Raw genomic sequence first — 18,426 nt, 5'->3', positions numbered from 1 at the left:
ACTGAGTCCGGCAAGCCGGCCTCGATGTAAGCATTATCCTACGTAAATTTGGATGCGAGCCTAAAATATTGACGAAATTGATGAATTTTCGAAATTCTGTCTCTTCCCAGCGGGGTAGCAACGACCGACGCCTCAGTTGTGAATGTATTTGACGAACACGTCGCTGAAATCGCGCTTCGTGTGGGTGTCTAACATGGCCGTGTTCAAGGCCGCCAGCAGTTCGCCGTATTGGCTCACCAGGCTGCCCGCGCCCGGGGCGATATTGAGCTTGTGGACGGACGCGGTGGCGTCGAGCGTGCGCAAGGCATTGTCGCGGCAGACGGCATCGCGCTGCTGCTGTTTTCCAATCGAGATCAAGGCTTTGTAGATGTCCTTGAGCTGCTCGATGAAGGCCTTCTTGACGTCGATCGAGAACACCGTGTTATCGAGTTTGAATTTGAGCTCGATGTCCATGTCCAGCGTGCCTGCCGTTTCGATGCTGACGCTCGACACCAGGTGCGATGCGTAATCGTAGCGCTTGATCGAGCGCTTCGACGACACTGCCGAGTCGCCGTCCACATGGATCAGCGCGAGATTGGTGAAGCAGTACTCGTCCTTCTTGCTTTTGATGAGAAAGAAGATCTGCTCGCCGTCTTCGCTGAACAGGTAATCGTCGGCATCGACCTTGCTGTATTCAGCCGGTCCGACGATGACGCCGATATCGCTGATGCCCAGTGCTTCCGCCGCCAGTTTCTTGAACATGATCGTCCTTGTGTGAGGGAAAGTAGTGACATTAGCACTAATTAGTTAAGGGAAACAGGAGGAGGGCCATCCCGATCCGCGACACTGCTTTGCGCATGCAAGGGTGTCATGCGTTATAGTCATCATTGCGACGCGTGCAGCCTGGCGTGCCGGATCGAGCAGAAACATCGTGCATCCACCATGGATACAGGTTGATTTTATGAAAAATCGTCACCACGGCAAGCGCCGCCTGATTCTTTCTCTCGGCCTGGGGGCGCTGGCCTTGCCGGTGTGTCCGCAGTGGGCGCTCGCCCAGGCGGCCGGCACGTCCTGGAGCGCATTGCAGCAGGCTCACTTCCCGGGCAAGACACTGCAGGAGGCGCCCTTCATCCACTTGACCGCGCCCTCGCGCGCGCCCAGCGGCGAACAGGTGCCCTTCGCGTTCAGCATCGACCACCCGATGACGGCGAGCCGTTACATCAAGTCGGTCACCCTGTTCGTCGATGAAAATCCGGTGCCCCTGACGGCGGTCTTTCACTTCAACCCGCAGAGCGGCAAGGCCGAGCTGTCCACCAGGATCCGCTTTGAATCCGATTCGCTGGTACACGTCGTTGCCGAAGCGAGCGATGGCAAGCTGTATGTGAATTCAACCACCGTGAAAGCCTCCGGCGGTTGCGGCGGTCCGGTCGGGGGAGACAATGCGGCAGCGCTGGCCGCAGCAGGGAAAATGAAGATCGCGCTCGACGGGCCATTCAGGCGCGGACAGGTCAGCAAAGCCAGGCTCCTGATCAAGCATCCGATGTACACGGGTTTGCAGCGCGACCTGAACACGCACGGCTACCGACCGGCGTTTTATATCGACAAGATCGACGTCAGCTTCAACGGCAAGCCGGTACTGGCGGCCGATACCGCAATCGGCATCAGCGAAGATCCCTTCATCCAGTTCGGCTTCCTCGCCGACCAGCCCGGCGACCTGCAAGTCGTGATACGCGACAACCGCGGCGCCACCTTCCGCCAATCCTTCGCCGTCGGAGGCTAGATGCGCTGGCTCCTCGTGGCCTGGCTGTTGGCCGCTGTCGCCGCGCAGGCCGGCGCGGCGCCGCTGCGCGTCGACCAGGTCGCACCCGGCGTGTACGTGCACATCGGGAAGCATCAGGATTTCGAGGATGGGTACGATGGCGATATCGCCAACATCGGCTTCGTGGTCGGCAGCGAGGCGGTCGCCGTCATCGATACCGGCGGCTCCTACGCCGTCGGCATGGCCCTGAAAGAAGCGGTGCGCGCCGTCACGCGGCTGCCGATTCGCTATGTGATCAATACGCATGGACACCCCGACCACGTCTTCGGCAACGCCGCCTTCATCGATGCCGCTGACGGCATGCAGCCGCAATTCATCGGCCATGCCATGCTGGCGCAGGCGATGGGCGCACGCAGCGACGCCTATATGCGCAACCTCAAAAAGCAGCTGGGAGAAGCGGCGGCGCACCAGAGCCGGCTGGTCCCGCCGAGCATCGCCGTGCAGGACCGCCTGAGCCTGGACCTGGGCCGGCGCAGGCTCGAGTTACAAGCCTGGCCGAACGCGCATACCAACCATGATCTCACCGTGCTCGATAGCGCCAGCGGCACCCTGTGGACGGGCGATTTGCTCTTTATCGAGCGTACCCCTTCCATCGACGGCGACGTCAAGGGCTGGCTCGCTGCGATCGAGCGTTTGCAGCAGCTGCCGGCAGCGGCCACCATTCCCGGACACGGCCCCGTCACCCGCGATAAAAACGGGGCGCTGGCCAGGCAGCGCGACTACCTGGCGGCCTTGCTGCGCGACGTTCGCGCCGGCATAGGACAGGGCAGCGGCATGAGCGAGACGATGGAGAAAGCCGCCGCCGCCGAACGCGGGCGCTGGCAATTGTTCGACGTCGTCAACCGGCGCAACGTCAACCTGCTGTATCCCGCCCTGGAATGGGAATAAGGATGCGCAGGCGCGAGGTGCTTGCATACGCCCTGGCCGGAACGGCCTGGCCAGCGCTGGCCGGGGCATTCGGCAAGCGCGGCCGATCCGGCCATGCGAGGCTGGGGCGGGTGGTTGTCGTGGGCGCCGGGTATGGCGGCGCGACCGCGGCCAGGTATCTGCGCAGCCTGAGTGGCGGGCGCATCGAGGTCATCCTGGTCGACCAGAACGCCGCGTTCACCTCTTGCCCGGTGAGCAACCGCGTGCTGGGTGGCCAGAGAACGCTCGAGCAGCTGACCTTTGGCTACGATGCGCTGCGCCAGCAGCATGGCATCACATTCCTGCGCGGCAGCGTGACGGCAATCGATGCAGATAAACAGCGCATCGTCCTGGCAAGCAAGGAAACGCTGGCCTACGACCGCCTGGTCCTGGCCCCCGGCATCGACTTCATCTACGACGACTTTCCGCAGCTCGCGGACGCACAGCAGCAGATCCCGCATGCCTGGAAAGCGGGGCCGCAAACGCGCAACCTGCACCGGCAGCTGCTCGCCATGCCCAATGGCGGCGTGTTCACGATCGTGGTGCCGCCGCAGCCCTATCGTTGCCCGCCCGCGCCGTATGAGCGTGCCTGCCTGGCCGCGTTCTACCTCAAGAAGCACAAGCCGCGCTCCAAGGTCATTGTGCTCGATGCCAATCCCGTGATTACGTCGAAACGCGCGCTGTTCGAACGGGCATGGCGCGATCTGTATCCGGGCATGATCGACTACATGCCCGGCAGCGAGTTGCAGCAGGTCGAGGTGGCGAACAAAACGGTGAGGACGGCCTTCGATACGGTCAGGTCGAACGTGCTGAACATCATTCCGCCCCAGCGGGCCGGCAGGATTGCGCTTGATTGCGGCCTGGCGAATATCGAGCGGCGCTGGTGCGAGGTCGACTTCCTCACCTATGCATCGGCGGTCTCGCCGCACATTCACGTGATCGGCGACGCGATCGACTCCGGCTTGCCCAAGTCGGCGCACATGGCCAATGCCCAGGCGAAGATCTGCGCGCGCGCCATCGTCGACCTGATGCTGGGACAGGCGCCCGACCCGGCGCCGGCCTTTGCCAACACCTGCTACAGCTATATCGACGACAGGCAGGCCATGCACATTTCGACGCTGTATCGCTACGATGCGGCGAAAAAGAGCATGCAGGCGGACGGCGCAAGCAATCTGTCGGAGCACGCGTCGGCGCGGGAAGGGATCGATGCCGATGCCTGGGCGCAGCGGATCTGGAGCGATGTGCTCGGCCCATAAAAAAGGCGCTGTTCGCGTTAAGTGTGGAATTCCGCCTGGCGCCCAATGCCCAGCGCCGCCCGTAGCAATTTCTCTGGCGTGCCGATGCGCCCGCCATCGAGCGCCCAGCGCCAGCCCAGGTAATTAGTCAAATAGCGACTGGCCACGCCACGAAACGGCTGCAGCCAGCCGCGCAGCCGGCTGTGGTAGCTGTTGACGTTCTGCACGTGGATGGCACCGCGCACCCGGACTCCGGCTTTCAGGTTGACCGCTTCGTGGGTGATGCCGGCCTGCCGTGCGAAGGCCCGGTAGGCGGGATGGCCGTCGGACACCAACAGGACATCGCGCTCCAGGCGCGGCAGCAGGTGCTGGTGCAATTGCGCCAGCGTTAATGCTCCGTTGCCGGGAACCCAGTCCAGGGTCTGGCCGGTGCGATCCCGGGCCACCAGCACGCACACCTGCTCGTTCGATATTCCTCGTTTTGTGGCTTTTCCGCCGCGCTTGCGTGGCGGGCGATCGAGCGTGCGCGATCCCTTGTGCGACTCCAGTACATACATTTCGTCCGCCTCGGCAATGCCGCCCAGGCATTGCGGCCGGTCGTCCTTGCTGACTTTCAGGAAGCGGTGGCGCCAGCGAAAACTGGTGGCGCCGGCCACGCCTAGATCGGTAGCGGTGCGGCGGATGCTGCGCGAGTCGAGCATGCCGCCCAGGTAATCGACCCATCTCTCCTTGTGGCGCAGGCGCGCCAGCGCCGTGCCGGTCAGGGCGTTGCAGGTGCGGCCGCAGTCCTTGCAGCGATAGCGCTGCAGGCCGTGCGCGCGCCCGTGCCGGTGGAGTTGGCGCGAATGGCAGCCTGGACAGGCGATCCGCTGCGCCGCGGCCTGCTCGATCAGGTCGACAGCCTGGTCGCGTTTGGCCGCCGGCACGAGCAGCCCAAGCAGGCGCTCGCGCTGGCGCCGGGTCAGCGCTGGAAGTTGCTTGAGAAAGTGATCGAACGGACGTGCTCGCATGGCTTCTCCGGTCTAATTACGGTCGAGGTTGGACCTCAGCCGTTCCGGAAAATTCCACACTTAACGCGAACAGCGCCAATAAAAAGGCGGCCCTCGCGGGGCCGCCGTGTCCTGCTCGATGCCTGGCTGCTTACACAAACGCCGCCAGCGCACCTTTCATCTTTTTCAATGCCGCCGACTCGATCTGGCGAATCCGCTCGGCCGACACGCCGAACTCTTCAGCCAGCGTGTGCAGGGTCGCACCCGAGCCGTCGTCATTCGCCAGCCAGCGCGCTTCGACGATGCGGCGCGAACGCGGGTCGAGCTTGCCCAGCGCCGTTTCCAGGCCTTCGGACTGCAGGCGCGTGACCTGCTCGGCTTCCAGCACCTTGGTCGGCTCCTGCATGTCCGACGACAGGTAGGCAATCGGCGAGAACTTGTCGTCTTCGTCGTCGGTCGGCGCTTCCAGGGCGATGTCGCGGCCCGAGAGGCGGGTTTCCATCTCGATCACTTCTTCGCGCTTGACGTCGAGCAGCTTGGCCAGGTCGTCGACCTGGGTCGGGGTCATCGCGTCCAGGCCCACCTTGTTGCTGCGCAGGTTGAAGAACAGCTTGCGCTGGGCCTTGGTCGTGGCGACCTTTACCAGGCGCCAGTTCTTCAGGATGTATTCGTGCATCTCGGCCTTGATCCAGTGCATGGCGTACGACACCAGGCGCACGCCCTGGTTCGGGTCGAAACGCTTCACGGCTTTCATCAGGCCGATATTGCCTTCCTGGATCAGGTCAGCGTGCGGCAGCCCGTAGCCCAGGTAGCCACGCGCAATCGACACCACCAGGCGCAGGTGCGACAGCACCAGTTTTTGCGCGGCGTCCAGATCGTTCGCGTCCCGCAGCCGCTTGGCCAGCGAGACCTCTTCCTCGTGGGTCAGCATCGGCAGACGGTTGACGGCGGAAATATACGCGTCGATATTACCGAGCTGCCCAGTGAAACCGAGGTTCAGGGCACGATTGCTGGTCGGAACCAATGCGGATTGTGCGGACATCATTTTTCCCCGTAGAGTAATCTTTACTGCATCCATTCAGTCGACCGGGACATCCCGGAAGCTGTGCGCGACGGCGCGCAGGATACGTTGCAAACCTTGTTTACCTTCGCTTGAGCACATATATTAGCACTCCCCCTGTGAGAGTGCCAGCGACCCCCCGGAAACGGCAGGGCGTTTAAGTTTCGTCAAAGTATTTCTTTTGAGAATCGAAAACCTGCGATTTACTGTAGAGCAGAGCCCTGCATAACTGTTGAGATAGATCAAATGTGCCGGGCTTGCGGCAGCGGACAGGGCTCAGGTTACGGGTTCAAGACGACCGTTTTCTGTTAGTTGGCGCACCGAGGAGGGCGATCGTCAGGTGCGTGCGCCGATGTCTGGCGTGATGGCGGCGCGTATGCCTACAAACGCGGGCGTGAAAAATTGTGGAAATGCACCATATGCGCCGGCGGCGTTCAAGCCCCCATTGAAAACGGGCGATACAGCCTGCGCCATATCGCCCGTCGCTTGCATTCGAAAAGAAACGTTCAGCGCATGCGCGCCAGATGCCGTTGCACCGATAGCAAGGCGCCGGTCAAACCCAATCCCGCGCTGATGGCCAGCAAGCCGCCCGCCTCGAGCGCGCCCAGCGGCGCCAGCTGGAATTCCGAGGCATACAGCCGCGCAAACTCGGCAATGGCGCCGTTCAGGGGATTCAGGCCCAGCATGACCGCGCCCAGGGCCACCGCGCCGGCGCACAGGCCCAGCAGGGCGCCCGTGTAATAGAAAGGCCGGTGGATGAAATTATCGGTCGCGCCCAGCAGCTTGGAGACGGCGATTTCCTCGCGCTGGGTCAGCACCTGCAGGCGGATCGTGTTGAACACGACCGCGATCACGACCACGCCCAGCGTGATGGCCAGCAGCAGCAGCGCCAGGCGCAGGATGCCGAGCAGGGCGGCCAGGCGCTTGACCCAGGCCGAATCGACCTGCACGGTATCGACCTGGGGCAGGGCGCTCATCTGCTCGACGATGCCGTCGACGCGCGCGGCGTCCAGCGCGGTGGTGAAGCCTTCCAGCCGCATCACATAGCTGTCGGGCAGCGGATTGCCGCCCAGCGCATCGAGCGCGTCGGACAGGCCACTGCGCTCCTTCAGGTCGTCGAGCGCCTGCTCGCGCGGCACGAATTCGATGCGGGCCTGGCTGCCCTGCAGGATCTGGCGCAGCTGCGGCTCCAGCGACTGCGCTTCCTCGCGCGTGGCCTCCGGTTTCACGAACAGGCTCACTTCCGGATCGACCGAAAGCTGTTCCGACATCGGGCGTACGTTGTCGAGCAGGGTGATGCCGGCAAACGGCAGCGCCAGCGCGACGGCGACGACGACGACGTTGAAAAGGAAGCTGCCCGGCGCCTTGCGCACGGTGGTGAGCGCCGAGCCGAGCGCGAAACGGTGCTCGCGTAACCACGGGCTCATGCGGCGCTCCCGACACGGTCGCCAGGGACGAGCTGGCCATGTTCGAGCCGGATCACGCGTCCCGCGCGGTCCAGCACTTCTTCGTCATGGGTCGAAATCAGGCAGGTCACGCCCACCGAGTGGAAGGCGCGCAAGGCGTCGAGCACCTTGTCCGCCGCCACGCGGTCGAGATTGGCCGTCGGTTCGTCGGCCAGGATGATCTGCGGCCGGTTGACGATGGCACGGGCGATCGCCACCCGCTGCTGCTCGCCGCCGGACAGTTCCAGCGGATACGCTTTCGCGCGGTCGAGCAGGCCGACCTTGTCGAGCGCGGCCCGGGCGCGCTGTTCGGCGCCGGCTTTTGGTGCGCCCGACACCAGCAGGGGCAGCATGGTATTGGCCAGGATGTTGCGGTCGTTCAGCAGGCGCTGGTGCTGGAAGATCAGGCCGAGCTTGCGCCGCAGGAAGGGAATACCGGGCCGTGTCAGCTTGCCGATGTCCTGGCCGAACACGATCACGCGCCCGCTGCTGGGACGCTCGATGGCCGCGATCATTTTCATCAGGGTCGATTTGCCGGCGCCCGAGGGACCGGCCAGGTAGACCAGCTCGCCCTTGTTGATGTTCAGGGACACCTCGCGCAAGGCGGTGGCGTCGACGGAGTATTTCTTGGAAACGGAGTGGAATTCGATCATCGCCGTTTATCCCAGCAGCGCTTCGACGAATTCTTCTGCACTGAACGGCTGCAGGTCGTCGAGCTTTTCGCCGACACCGATGAAATACACCGGCACCGGGCGCGTGCGCGCAATCGCGGCCAGCACGCCGCCTTTCGCCGTGCCGTCGAGCTTGGTGATCACCAGGCCCGTCAGCTGCAGCGCATCGTCGAAGGCTTTTACTTGCGCCAGGGCGTTCTGGCCGGTATTGCCGTCGATGACGAGCAGGATTTCGTGGGGCGCGGCCTCCATGCCCTTGCCGATTACGCGCTTGATCTTTTTCAGCTCTTCCATCAGGTGCAGCTGGGTCGGCAGGCGCCCGGCCGTATCGACCATGACGACGTCGACGCCGCGCGCCTTGCCCGACTGGACCGCGTCGAACGCCACGGCCGCCGGATCGCCCGAGGCTTGCGAGATGACGGTGACGTTGTTGCGCTGGCCCCAGACCATCAGCTGCTCGCGCGCCGCGGCGCGGAAGGTGTCGCCGGCGGCCAGCAGCACCGACTGATCGGAGCGCTGCATGTGCTTGGCGAGTTTGCCGATGGTGGTGGTCTTGCCGGCGCCGTTGACGCCGGCGAGCATCATCACCAGCGGCTCATGGCGGCCCAGTTCCAGCGGCTTTTCCAGGGGCGCCAGCATCTCGATCATCAGGCTTTTCAGCGCGGCCTTGACGCCGGCGGCGTCGAGCAGCTTGTCTTCCTTGACCTTGCGGCGCAGGGAATCGAGCAAGAACTGGGTCGCGTCCATGCCGGCATCCGACATCAGGAGCGCGGACTCGAGTTCCTCGTACAGGTCTTCGTCGATGCGCGCGCCGACGAACAGCAGGGACAGGTTGCTCGAGGTTTTCGACAGCCCGGCCTTCAGGCGCGTCATCCAGGACCGTTTCTTTTCCGCTTCGCTGACCGGGCGCTCGGCCGTCTCCTCGATGAAGAGTTCGGCTTCAGGCAGGGGCAGCGGCGCCGGGGCCGGCGTCAACGCAGGAGCAGGAGCGGGAGCAGGAGCACGGGCAGGCGCACGGGCAGGCGCGGGGGCGGCGGGCGCAGGCGCAGGCGCAGGCGCAGGCGCAGCGGGTGCCTGCTCCAGCGCTTCCGGTGCCGGCGTTTCGGGGGCGGCTTTTTTTCTTTTAAAGAAACTAAACATGGGTATCTGGTGGAGGTAGTGCATGCACATGCCGGGTTCGGACACCGGCACGACGAAATGGGTCGCGCGTATTTTACCAGAGGGACGTACTGACGAAACGGCAACGAAAGGGAGCTTGCGGAGGCGCTTGCAGCGTGCGCAAACGCGACAGTTCGGCGGACGGCTGCGCCTGTTGTCCAACAGCCTGGAGGGCGTCAAACGTGCGCACTGGCAGGCCCGTGCGGGGAAGTCTACAGTAAGAGGGAATCGAATCCTGCAGAGGAAGGAAAGCCATGAAACTGTCCACGCTGTTCCGGCGCCTTATCGATGGCGAGCTTGCGCCAGGCGCCGCCACCACGCTGCGCCAGGTCGTCGCCTGGGCTTTCATTGCGTTGGTCGCCTTGTTTCTCACGCAACCCACGGCCGAGCAGCAGAGCGTGTTCGACGGGCCGCTGTCCTTGCCGGCAGAACTCGAACCCCTGCTGCCTCCGTGAGCAAAAACGTATTTACTGGCGGTTGCGCGCCCACCAGTTGCCCTTCTTTTCCGCTGCCACCGGGCTCAGGCGCCAGGCGCCGTAGGGGTTGTTGAACAGCGAGCCTGGGCCGTAGTCGATCGCGGGAACCTGCTCGACCCGGTACACCTGCTTGCCTTCGCTGACCGAAAAGGTATGGCCGTCGGCCAGGGACGGCGCGTGTTCGAGCAAATAGCGCGTAAAAAAGCGCAGCATGTCGGCCGCCTGCGCCTTGTCGCTGGCGCTGGTAATCGCTTCCGGCAAGCCGAAGTTGTGCATGCCGCAGGAGTACACGTCGGCGCCGGCCACGTACACCACCAGCGCCCGGTGCGCCGTCAGCTGGTCGAGCTGCTCGCACATGTCGATCCAGTAGGCGGGGGCGTGGGCGATGCCGCTGCTGTCCACCTTCACGCCCATGCCGCCGGCGTCGATGAGGGCCGCACCGGCGCGCATCATGGCGTCGGCCGCTTCGCGCGAGCCGCCCGGCGCCATCAGGTAGGCGACGGTGGCATGCAGGTCGATATCGGCCATCGCTTCGGTTTTGGCCCAGTGCGGGCCGGCCCGGGCGAAATCGTCGGCCAGTGCGGGGTCGGCCGCCTGCAGCACGAGTTCGCAGGCAAAGCCGGTGTCATGTTCGCGCAGCATGGTCCCGTCCAGGACATAGCCGGTGCCGCTGGCGGCGATTTCGTCAACCAGGGCCTTGTTGCTGTCCCATGGGCCGGGAATGCACAGGACCACTTCTGGGGTGTTGCTCACGGTACTAGCTCTCCTCGTTATTCTGCTTCGGCGCCCCGGGGGACGCATGATTGCCGGCGCAAGGGCTGCGTAAAGCAGCCTGTCCGCCGAGCAGCATAGCCTGTTCGGCAAAATGGTGCTTTTGGCAATCATGCAAGGGTGTGCGGGCATGCGGGAGGCATTGCGCCGGAAACGAAAAAGCCCCCGCAGGGCAGGGGCTGTCGGTGGAGCGGCGTCGGGTCAGGCCTTGGCTGCCTGCGCCACCTCGCGCATCGCGTCCAGCGTCAGGTTCGGCGTAATCAGGTTGCCGTCATAACGCAGTTCGATCAGTGCCGGCAGCTGCTTGCCGTTCGCGTGTTCGAGCGCCCGCGCCAGGGCCGGGGCGAAATCGGCCGTCTTCTCGACCACTTCGCCATGCGCGCCATAGGCTTGCGCCAGCGCCGCGAAATCCGGATTGTGCAGGGTGGTGCCCGACACGCGGCCCGGATAGGTTTTTTCCTGGTGCATGCGGATGGTGCCGAACATGCTGTTGTTGAAGACGATGATGATGACGCCGGCGCGGTACTGCACGGCGGTGGCCAGTTCCTGGCCGGTCATCATGAATTCGCCGTCGCCCGCGAAAGTGACGACGGTGCGCCCCGGCTCGACGATTTTCGCGGCCACGCCCGAAGGCACGCCATAGCCCATCGCGCCATTGGTCGGCGCCAGTTGCGTGCGCATGCCGCCGTAGCGGTAGAAGCGGTGCGCCCAGGAGGCGTAGTTGCCGGCGCCGTTGGTAATGATGGCGTCGTGCGGCAGCGCGGCCATCAGGTCCTGCACCAGCTGCCACAGGTCGAGGGGCGCCGTGCCATCTTTAAAAATCGGCGGCTGCTGCTGGAAGGCGGCGAGATCGGCTTTTGCCTCGGCCACCGTGTGGCGCCAGGCGAGAGCATCGACCGGCGCCATGGCAGCGAGCATGGAAGTGATTTGCGGTGCGCCGCTGGCGATCATCAGGTCGGCCTGGTAGACGCTGCCCAGCTCTTCGGGGTCGGCGTGGATGTGGACCAGGCGCTGCTTCGGGACCGGAGAAGCGAGCAGGGTATAGCCGCCGGTCGTCATCTCGCCCAGGCGCGGGCCGATGGCGATCACGAGATCGGCATCCTTCACGCGCGCGGCCAGCTTCGGATTGATGCCGATGCCGACGTCGCCGATGTAGTTCGGATGGTCGTTATCGAGTAAATCCTGGAAGCGGAAGCTGCAGGCCACCGGCAGCGCGTTCGCTTCGGCGAAGCTTTGCAGGTCGGCGCAGGCTTGGGCGTTCCAGGTGCCGCCGCCGAGCAGCACGATCGGGCGCTGGCTTTCCACCAGCATCGCACGCAGGGCGTCGATCTGGGCGGCTGCGGGCGCGGCCTGCACCGGCTGGTAGCGGCGCGTATCCGCGACGATCGCGGTCTCGATCAGCATGTCTTCGGGAAGCGCCAGCACCACCGGGCCCGGACGGCCACTGGTGGCGACCTGGAAGGCGCGGGCGATGTATTCGGGGATGCGGTCGGCGCGGTCGATCTGCGCGACCCATTTCGCCATCTCGCCGAACATGCGGCGGTAGTCGATTTCCTGGAAGGCTTCGCGGTCGACGAAGTCGTTGCCGACCTGGCCGATGAACAGGATCATCGGCGTGGAATCTTGATAGGCCGTGTGCACGCCGATCGAGGCATTCGTCGCACCCGGGCCGCGCGTGACGAAGCAGATGCCGGGCTTGCCGGTGAGTTTGCCGTAGGCCTCGGCCATGAAGGCCGCGCCTCCTTCCTGGCGGTTGATGATGAAACGGATGCTAGAGTCATGCAGCGCGTCGAGCACATCGAGATAGCTTTCGCCGGGCACGCCGAAGGCGGTGTCGACGCCGTGGATGTGGAGTGCATCGACCAGGATCTGGCCGCCGGTGCGGGAAGGGTGCGTCATGTGTCGGGTGTCCTCTAGGTTGGGCATCGTGGCATTCTATGCAATCGATGCGGGCGGGGCTTTTCAAATGGCGACACCAAATTTCAGAAATCGCGATCCTTACCCCCCATCGGTTACAATGGTCCCCGTGAAGCAGGCCAGACAGCCGCTGGCTGGCACTCTCAAGGTGCTGGCGGGAGGAAGGTCCGGACTCCATAGAGCAGGGTGACGGTTAACGGCCGTCCGCTGAAAGCCTGCTCGGCGCAAGCCGAGGAGGTATAAGGCGAGGAATAGGGCCACAGAGACGAGCGTATTAAGTTACGGTGAAACGCGGTAACCTCCACTCGGAGCAATTCCAAATAGGCACGCGTTGATGTTGCTCGCGGAGCGTGCGGGTAGGAAGCTTGAGCGCCGGAGTAATTCGGCGCCTAGAGGAATGGCTGTCATAGGGGCGTCCCGCAAGGGAAACCACTACACAGAATCCGGCCTATCGGCCTGCTTTACACTGAATACCAGCAGGGGGACACGTGCCTCGATATATCCTTGCTCTTGACCAGGGAACGACCAGTTCCCGCGCCATCCTGTTCGACCGCCAGGGTCAGGTCTTCGCCTGCGCCCAGCAAGAATTTCCCCAGCATTTTCCCCAGCCCGGATGGGTCGAGCACGACGCGCTCGACATCTGGAACAGCCAGCTCGCCTGCGCGCGCACGGTCCTGGCCGACAGCCGGGTCAGTGCAGCGCAAGTGGCCGCCATCGGCATCGCGAACCAGCGAGAGACAACCCTCGTGTGGGACCGGGCCACGGGCGAACCGATCTCCCGCGCCATCGTCTGGCAGGACCGGCGCACGGCCGGCGCCTGCGACCGATTGCGCGAAGCGGGCCATGCGCGCCAGATCAGCCGCAACACCGGTCTCGAGCTCGACGCCTATTTCTCCGCCACCAAACTGCAATGGCTGCTCGAGAACGTACCGGGCGCGCGCGAACGGGCGCAGAAGGGCGAGCTGTGCTTCGGCACGGTCGACAGCTGGCTCGCCTTCAAGCTTTGCGGACGCCACGTCACGGACGTGAGCAATGCCTCGCGCACGATGCTCTACAACATCCACACGATGCGCTGGGACCCCTTCCTGCTCGACCTGTTCGGCGTGCCCGAGGCAATGCTGCCGGACGTGGTGCGCAGCTCCGAGCGCGTCGGCATGGCACGCGAAGAATGGTTCGGGGCGCCGATCCCTTTATCCGGCATCGCCGGCGACCAGCAGGCCGCCACCTTCGGCCAGGCCTGCTACGACAAGGGCATGGTCAAAAACACCTACGGAACCGGCTGCTTCATGCTGATGCACTCCGGCTACGTGCCGCCGGTCTCGCGCAACCGCCTGCTCGCCACCATCGGCTGGAAGGTCGACGGCCGCACCGACTACATGTTAGAGGGCAGCGTCTTCATGGGCGGGGCAACCGTCCAGTGGCTGCGCGACGGCCTCGGCATCATCAAGGATTCCAGCGAAGTCGAAGCATTGGCCACCTCGGTGCCGGACGCCGGCGGCGTGATGCTGGTGCCGGCCTTTGTCGGCCTGGGTGCGCCGCACTGGGACCCGTACGCGCGCGGCACCATCGTCGGCATGACGCGCGGCACCACGGCAGCGCACATCGCGCGCGCGGCCGTCGAGGCGATCGCCTACCAGAGCGCGGAATTGCTGGCGGCGATGCAAAAGGACGCCGCCTGCCCGGTGATGGAAGTGCGCGCCGACGGCGGCGCATCGCGCAACGATTTACTCATGCAGTTCCAGGCCGATTTATTGGGCGTGCCGGTGGTGCGCCCCCTGGTCACGGAAACCACGGCGCTGGGCGCGGCCTACCTGGCCGGCCTGGCCGAGAATTTCTGGGCGTCGCGTGAAGAAATCGGCGCGCTCTGGTGCGCCGAGCGGCGCTTCGAGCCTGAGATGCCGGCCGAGCGCCGCGCTGAGTTGCGGGCGCGCTGGGCGAGGGCGGTGGAGCATGCCAAGGGGTGGGTGGAGCATTGAAGGCTTGAATCGCGGGCTTCGTAGGGTGGGCACTTCGTGCCCACGCGAAAGTATGCGTCGCGTTGACGCTATTAGCGCTGCAAACGCAGAGCAACCGACGGCGCACTAAATGAGCCGCGTCAGCGCATCGTTCCGCGTGGGCACGGAGTGCCCGGTGAACCCGTCATGGAGGCCATTGGCCCCCATGACCCCTACGGTTATTCGACGATTTCGAGGTCGAATTCGTCGACGCCAGCCACTTCGCCATGCACCCGGTCCCCCGGCTGCAATGCCCCAACCCCGCCCGGCGTCCCCGTAAAAATCAAATCCCCCGGCGCCAGCGTCACCAGCCGCGACAGGTGGCTGATGATGTCCGCAATCGGCCAGATCATCTCGGACAAAGCACCATCCTGGCGCACCTCGCCGTTGACGGAAATACGGATGCAGGCATCCTCGCTCGGATGGCCGAAGGCGCTCACCGGGCGCAGCGGCGTGCAGGGCGCGGAAGCGTCGAAACCCTTGGCCATGTCCCACGGCCGGCCCGCGTCCTTGGCCACTGCCTGCAGGTCGCGCCGCGTCAGGTCGATGCCCACGCCATAGCCCCATACCTTGGCCAGCGCCTCGTCGGCCGGAATGTCGGTGCCGCCCGAGCGCAGGGCGACCACCAGTTCGATCTCGTGGTGCAGGTCTTTTGTCGCCGGCGGATAGGGCAGGGCGCCTTCGGCCGGGACGACGGCATCGGCCGGCTTGGTGAAGAAGAAGGGCGGCTCGCGGTCCGGATCGCTCCCCATCTCGCGCGCGTGGGTCGCGTAGTTGCGGCCGACGCAGAAGACGCGGCGGATCGGGAAGCGAGCGCTGCTGCCGAAGACGGCGAGGGAAGGGGTGGCAGGCGGCGTGAAGGCAAACTCGGTCATGGGGCTCTCTGGTTGACGATATGAGCTCATTCTAGCGCCCGGCCGCGATCCGTGGAGGATCCTCTCAAAAGCCCATCCGCCCCCGTCCCGGGACCGCCCGCAAGCGCACGTCGCCAGGGGCGACATGGGCGCGGCCATCGGCCACCGCATAGCCCAGGCTGTCGAGCAGGAGCTTGCGCAGGTCGCGCGGCGGGACCGGCGCCAGCTTGTCGAGGACAGGATCGGCCAGGCGCGCATCGAACCCGGACAGATTGAGTTCCACCAGCAGCGCCGCATACATGCGCTGGGCGATGCCGGCCGCCTGCTCGAACGTCGGCGCCGGTACCTCGTAGACCGCCATGCGGTTCAGCAGCGGCGCCGGAATGCCGTCGGTCGAGTTGGCGGTCAGCACCCAGAAGATCTGGCTGGCGTCGATCTCGACGTCGATGAATTCGTCGCGGAAGGCCTTCGAGGTTTCCGGTTCCAGCAACTGGTACAAGGCGGCCAGCGGATCGGACTGCGAGGAGCCGCTCGCCTTTTCGACTTCGTCGAGTACGACCACGGGATTGGCGTACTGGCCGCGCACCAGGCGCTCGGCGACCTTGCCGCATTTGGCGCCGCGCCAGCTGGCCGAGCTGCCGGTGATAACAAAACCGGCGGAAAGGGCGTTCATGCTGATCAGCTCGCAATCGGTGCCCATGGCGCGCGCCAGGCGCTTGGCGAAATGGGTCTTGCCGACGCCAGGGTCGCCCAGCAGCAGGATCGGCATCACATTGAACCCCTTGTTGCCGGCGTGGGCCAGGCGCAGGTAGCGCGCCAGGTCGTCGAGCACGGCGTCGAAATTCGGGCATTCCTCGAACAGGGGTGCGAGCGCGTCGGTCGAGGAGGGCGTGGTGACGAAGCGCTCGGGCCCGGTATCGAGCATGCGCTCGTAGAAGGCTTCGAGCTCGGGCGAGCGGCCGCGGCTGCGATCAAGGGCGTCCTGTACGTCGAGCAGGTCGTACACGGCACGGGTGCGGGCTAGTGTAAGACTCACGTTGATCTCCTTGCCACTAAAGCAACTTCTACGCTCCCCTTCGCCGAACTGCGGGGCGATGAGAAATCCTAACCGTTCTTCCAAACTTACGCAAAGCTGGCCGTTACTGCTCAAACCTAACCTTGCTGCTGGATTTCTGCTTCGCCGGGACCGGTTTCACCCTGCGCATACGCACAAGGCCAGGGCCTTCCCCTCCACAGGCAGACGCGGTCGAACTGACCGCCATGTTCTTTAGGTTGATTGCCGCGTTGTGGTCGCGGTCATGGACGGCGCCGCAGCTCGGGCATGTCCACCGGCGCACGCCCAGCCCGAGCGTAGCCAGCCGATCACCGCAACACGAGCACATCTTGCTGCTTGGGTACCAGCGATCCGCCACCACTACCAGGCCTCCACGCCAGGCCGCCTTGTAGTGGAGCTGGCGCCGCGCCTCACCAAACCCCATGTCGGCGATCGCCCGCGCCAGCCTGCGGTTACCGAGCATGCCCGAGACATTCAGGTCCTCGATGCCGATTGTGTGGAAGCGCCGCGTGATGCCGGTGGTCAGTTTGTGTAGGGCGTCGCACCGGCGGTTGCCGATCCTGGCGTGCAGCCGTGCCAGTTTCAGCTTCGCCTTCGCCCGGTTGCGCGAGCCCTTTACCTTGCGCATCAGGGCGCGCCCCAGCCGGCGCAGCCGGTCCAGCATGGTGCGCAGCGCCTTCGGCCCGGTCACGACCTCGCCGGTGGACAGCGTGGCCAGCGCCGACACGCCCAGGTCGACCCCGACCGCGCCTTGGTTTTCGGCGAGCAGCAGGGACCGGTCAGGTGCGTCGACCGTGATGCTGGCATACCAGTGGCCGGCGGTGCGCGACACGGCGGCCGACACGATCCGCCCGGTAAAACGCAGGGTCTCGCGCATGCGCACCCAGCCGAGTTTGGGAATGCGAATGCGCCGGTCGTCGACCGTGAACTGGTCGTTCGACAGGGTGAAACGGTCGTCGCGGCCCTTGCGGCGGAAAGTGGGGTAGCGCGCGCGTTTGGCAAAAAAGTTCTCGAAGGCGCGCCCGAGCTGGATGATCGCCATCTGCGGCGCGTTCTTCGTCACTTCGAGCATCCACGGGAACTGTTCGCGCTTGATGGCGTTGAGCTGGCGCCGCAGCGACAGCTGCGACGGCGCCGGCAGCGCCGGGTCGGCTTTGTGGGCAGTGTACTGCCGCTGCCACTCGGCTAGAGCCCAGTTGTAGGAGAAGCGGGCCGCGCCGGCGGCGCGTGCGAGGTGCGTCGCCTGCACCCTGTTCGGATCGAGCCGGATGCGATGCGCTACGAGCATTGCGCCTCCTGCACGGCCCGTTCTACCCCTTCGATCAGCCGGCGATTCCGGTGGCTGCGGCTGCCGTAGAGTCGGGCGGAAAAGACGGTGATGATCTCGAGCACATCGCTGGCGAGCTCCTCCTCGAACGTTGCGTCCTCGCCCTGGTTGATGATCACGACCTCGACCTGTTTAGCCTCGCACAGCGCGAAGACGAGTTCGGCGCCGAAGCGCAGCAGTCGGTCCTTGTGCACGAGCACCAGGCGGCCGATGTCGCCGGCCAAGACCGCCTCGAGCAGCCGTCTCAAGCCTTTCTTGTGGTAATTCATCCCCGAGCCGAGCTCGGCAATCACCTCGAAGGTCCAGCCCTGGCTGGCGCAGTACGACTCGAGCACTTGCTTCTGGCGTTCCAAGTCGCCAATCTGGTCGCGACTCGACACCCGGGCGTAGGCGATTGTCCGGTGGGGCGCCAGCACTGCACGCACCAAGTCCGGACGCAGCGCGGCGAGATCGTAGCGGCGCTGGCCGCCAGCAGTCCTGGACGGGACAAGCCGGCCCGACACCTCCCAGCGGCGCAGGGTGCTGGTCGAGACACCCAGGGCATTGGCCGCCGCAGCGATGGGAACGAGCTTGCTCATATTGAGTAAGACTGCTTAGAGAAGAGCAGGTTCCTTCTTTACTGTAAGAACCCGTCCTACATGAATCCGCAATTTCCCGCTGTGCAGTGCGGTACCTGCCGAAAAACGCTGCAGACCTACCAGCGCAGAAATAATTTTCCAAAAAGCAACGATGTCCCGGGTCTGTCCAGATGAGGTAAGACTTTCACACATT

17 protein-coding genes and 1 other RNA gene are annotated in these 18,426 nt (G+C 64.7%); 6 read left to right on the top strand and 12 right to left on the bottom strand.

Annotated elements, in window-relative coordinates; translation table 11 throughout:
• Positions 1-132: 132 nt before the first annotated feature.
• On the bottom strand, positions 133-741 hold the full coding sequence (locus NMB41_RS19925) for a PH domain-containing protein (RefSeq protein WP_494379531.1): 609 nt from the start codon (positions 739-741) through the stop codon (positions 133-135).
• 199 nt (positions 742-940) lie between these two features.
• Here NMB41_RS19925 and NMB41_RS19920 point away from each other — a divergent pair, with 199 nt between their 5' ends.
• Genes NMB41_RS19920 through NMB41_RS19910 form a run of 3 tightly spaced genes read left to right on the top strand, consistent with a single transcriptional unit; the run spans position 941 to position 3,960 of the window.
• Complete coding sequence (locus NMB41_RS19920; protein WP_494379530.1) at positions 941-1,759, top strand: quinoprotein dehydrogenase-associated SoxYZ-like carrier; 819 nt, start codon at positions 941-943, stop codon at positions 1,757-1,759.
• The gene (locus NMB41_RS19915) at positions 1,760-2,686 is read left to right on the top strand and encodes a quinoprotein relay system zinc metallohydrolase 2 (RefSeq protein ID WP_494379529.1); all 927 of its coding nucleotides are present in this window, start codon (positions 1,760-1,762) and stop codon (positions 2,684-2,686) included.
• Positions 2,687-2,688: 2 nt separating this feature from the next.
• On the top strand, positions 2,689-3,960 hold the full coding sequence (locus NMB41_RS19910) for an FAD-dependent oxidoreductase (protein ID WP_494379528.1): 1,272 nt from the start codon (positions 2,689-2,691) through the stop codon (positions 3,958-3,960).
• 17 nt (positions 3,961-3,977) lie between these two features.
• On the opposite strand, the gene NMB41_RS19905 is transcribed toward NMB41_RS19910, so the two are convergent.
• The 5 genes from NMB41_RS19905 to ftsY all read right to left on the bottom strand — a co-directional run bounded on the left by NMB41_RS19905 (position 3,978) and on the right by ftsY (position 9,244).
• Entirely contained in the window at positions 3,978-4,949 is a 972-nt protein-coding gene (locus tag NMB41_RS19905) for an IS1595 family transposase (protein WP_494379527.1), read from the bottom strand.
• Between the two features lie 130 nt (positions 4,950-5,079).
• On the bottom strand, positions 5,080-5,973 hold the full coding sequence (gene rpoH, locus NMB41_RS19900) for an RNA polymerase sigma factor RpoH (RefSeq protein ID WP_494379526.1): 894 nt from the start codon (positions 5,971-5,973) through the stop codon (positions 5,080-5,082).
• Between the two features lie 521 nt (positions 5,974-6,494).
• Complete coding sequence (ftsX, locus tag NMB41_RS19895; RefSeq protein WP_494379525.1) at positions 6,495-7,415, bottom strand: permease-like cell division protein FtsX; 921 nt, start codon at positions 7,413-7,415, stop codon at positions 6,495-6,497.
• Positions 7,412-8,086 (bottom strand): cell division ATP-binding protein FtsE, encoded by a 675-nt coding sequence (locus tag NMB41_RS19890; RefSeq protein ID WP_494379524.1) that lies wholly within the window; start codon positions 8,084-8,086, stop codon positions 7,412-7,414. The genes ftsX and NMB41_RS19890 overlap by 4 nt, the downstream gene beginning before the upstream one ends.
• Before the next feature lie 6 nt (positions 8,087-8,092).
• Positions 8,093-9,244, bottom strand: a complete 1,152-nt coding sequence (gene ftsY, locus NMB41_RS19885) for a signal recognition particle-docking protein FtsY (protein WP_494379523.1) — start codon at positions 9,242-9,244, stop codon at positions 8,093-8,095.
• Between the two features lie 272 nt (positions 9,245-9,516).
• Here ftsY and NMB41_RS19880 point away from each other — a divergent pair, with 272 nt between their 5' ends.
• Positions 9,517-9,717 (top strand): hypothetical protein, encoded by a 201-nt coding sequence (locus NMB41_RS19880; protein ID WP_494379522.1) that lies wholly within the window; start codon positions 9,517-9,519, stop codon positions 9,715-9,717.
• 12 nt (positions 9,718-9,729) lie between these two features.
• On the opposite strand, the gene NMB41_RS19875 is transcribed toward NMB41_RS19880, so the two are convergent.
• Both NMB41_RS19875 and NMB41_RS19870 read right to left on the bottom strand, forming a co-directional pair.
• On the bottom strand, positions 9,730-10,491 hold the full coding sequence (locus tag NMB41_RS19875) for a DUF4261 domain-containing protein (protein WP_494379521.1): 762 nt from the start codon (positions 10,489-10,491) through the stop codon (positions 9,730-9,732).
• A gap of 219 nt (positions 10,492-10,710) precedes the next feature.
• Complete coding sequence (locus NMB41_RS19870) at positions 10,711-12,408, bottom strand: thiamine pyrophosphate-binding protein (protein ID WP_494379520.1); 1,698 nt, start codon at positions 12,406-12,408, stop codon at positions 10,711-10,713.
• 129 nt (positions 12,409-12,537) lie between these two features.
• Between NMB41_RS19870 and rnpB the strand changes: the two genes are divergently transcribed.
• Positions 12,538-12,893: RNase P RNA component class A (gene rnpB, locus NMB41_RS19865), an RNA gene on the top strand.
• Between the two features lie 21 nt (positions 12,894-12,914).
• A complete protein-coding gene (glpK, locus tag NMB41_RS19860) occupies positions 12,915-14,402 on the top strand; it encodes a glycerol kinase GlpK (protein WP_494379519.1) in 1,488 nt (495 codons plus the stop codon).
• A 197-nt stretch (positions 14,403-14,599) separates the two neighbouring features.
• Here glpK and NMB41_RS19855 read toward each other — a convergent pair whose 3' ends face one another.
• The 4 genes from NMB41_RS19855 to NMB41_RS19840 all read right to left on the bottom strand — a co-directional run bounded on the left by NMB41_RS19855 (position 14,600) and on the right by NMB41_RS19840 (position 18,233).
• Positions 14,600-15,295 carry a fumarylacetoacetate hydrolase family protein gene (locus tag NMB41_RS19855; protein WP_494379518.1) on the bottom strand — a complete coding sequence of 232 codons (696 nt, stop codon included), beginning with the start codon at positions 15,293-15,295 and terminating at the stop codon, positions 14,600-14,602.
• Positions 15,296-15,359: 64 nt separating this feature from the next.
• A complete protein-coding gene (locus NMB41_RS19850; protein WP_494379517.1) occupies positions 15,360-16,310 on the bottom strand; it encodes an AAA family ATPase in 951 nt (316 codons plus the stop codon).
• A gap of 103 nt (positions 16,311-16,413) precedes the next feature.
• On the bottom strand, positions 16,414-17,616 hold the full coding sequence (locus NMB41_RS19845) for an RNA-guided endonuclease InsQ/TnpB family protein (protein WP_494379516.1): 1,203 nt from the start codon (positions 17,614-17,616) through the stop codon (positions 16,414-16,416).
• Positions 17,607-18,233 (bottom strand): IS607 family transposase, encoded by a 627-nt coding sequence (locus NMB41_RS19840; RefSeq protein WP_494379515.1) that lies wholly within the window; start codon positions 18,231-18,233, stop codon positions 17,607-17,609. Before NMB41_RS19840 ends, NMB41_RS19845 begins: the two co-directional genes overlap by 10 nt.
• Positions 18,234-18,426: the final 193 nt, after the last annotated feature.

The sequence above is a fragment of the Massilia sp. FBCC-B171 genome (genome assembly GCF_059134155.1).
Note: the sequence above shows the minus strand (reverse complement) of the source record. Positions and strands in the feature narration are given on the sequence as shown.

Coding starts and splice junctions, on each gene's coding strand:
- NMB41_RS19845 (WP_494379516.1), bottom strand. CDS start 17,616: ATGCTCGTAGCGCATCGCATCCGGCTCGATCCGAACAGGGTGCAGGCG.
- NMB41_RS19920 (WP_494379530.1), top strand. CDS start 941: ATGAAAAATCGTCACCACGGCAAGCGCCGCCTGATTCTTTCTCTCGGC.
- NMB41_RS19880 (WP_494379522.1), top strand. CDS start 9,517: ATGAAACTGTCCACGCTGTTCCGGCGCCTTATCGATGGCGAGCTTGCG.
- NMB41_RS19890 (WP_494379524.1), bottom strand. CDS start 8,086: ATGATCGAATTCCACTCCGTTTCCAAGAAATACTCCGTCGACGCCACC.
- NMB41_RS19840 (WP_494379515.1), bottom strand. CDS start 18,233: ATGAGCAAGCTCGTTCCCATCGCTGCGGCGGCCAATGCCCTGGGTGTC.
- NMB41_RS19925 (WP_494379531.1), bottom strand. CDS start 741: ATGTTCAAGAAACTGGCGGCGGAAGCACTGGGCATCAGCGATATCGGC.
- NMB41_RS19915 (WP_494379529.1), top strand. CDS start 1,760: ATGCGCTGGCTCCTCGTGGCCTGGCTGTTGGCCGCTGTCGCCGCGCAG.
- ftsY (WP_494379523.1), bottom strand. CDS start 9,244: ATGTTTAGTTTCTTTAAAAGAAAAAAAGCCGCCCCCGAAACGCCGGCA.
- NMB41_RS19905 (WP_494379527.1), bottom strand. CDS start 4,949: ATGCGAGCACGTCCGTTCGATCACTTTCTCAAGCAACTTCCAGCGCTG.
- NMB41_RS19855 (WP_494379518.1), bottom strand. CDS start 15,295: ATGACCGAGTTTGCCTTCACGCCGCCTGCCACCCCTTCCCTCGCCGTC.
- ftsX (WP_494379525.1), bottom strand. CDS start 7,415: ATGAGCCCGTGGTTACGCGAGCACCGTTTCGCGCTCGGCTCGGCGCTC.
- rpoH (WP_494379526.1), bottom strand. CDS start 5,973: ATGATGTCCGCACAATCCGCATTGGTTCCGACCAGCAATCGTGCCCTG.
- NMB41_RS19910 (WP_494379528.1), top strand. CDS start 2,689: ATGCGCAGGCGCGAGGTGCTTGCATACGCCCTGGCCGGAACGGCCTGG.
- NMB41_RS19870 (WP_494379520.1), bottom strand. CDS start 12,408: ATGACGCACCCTTCCCGCACCGGCGGCCAGATCCTGGTCGATGCACTC.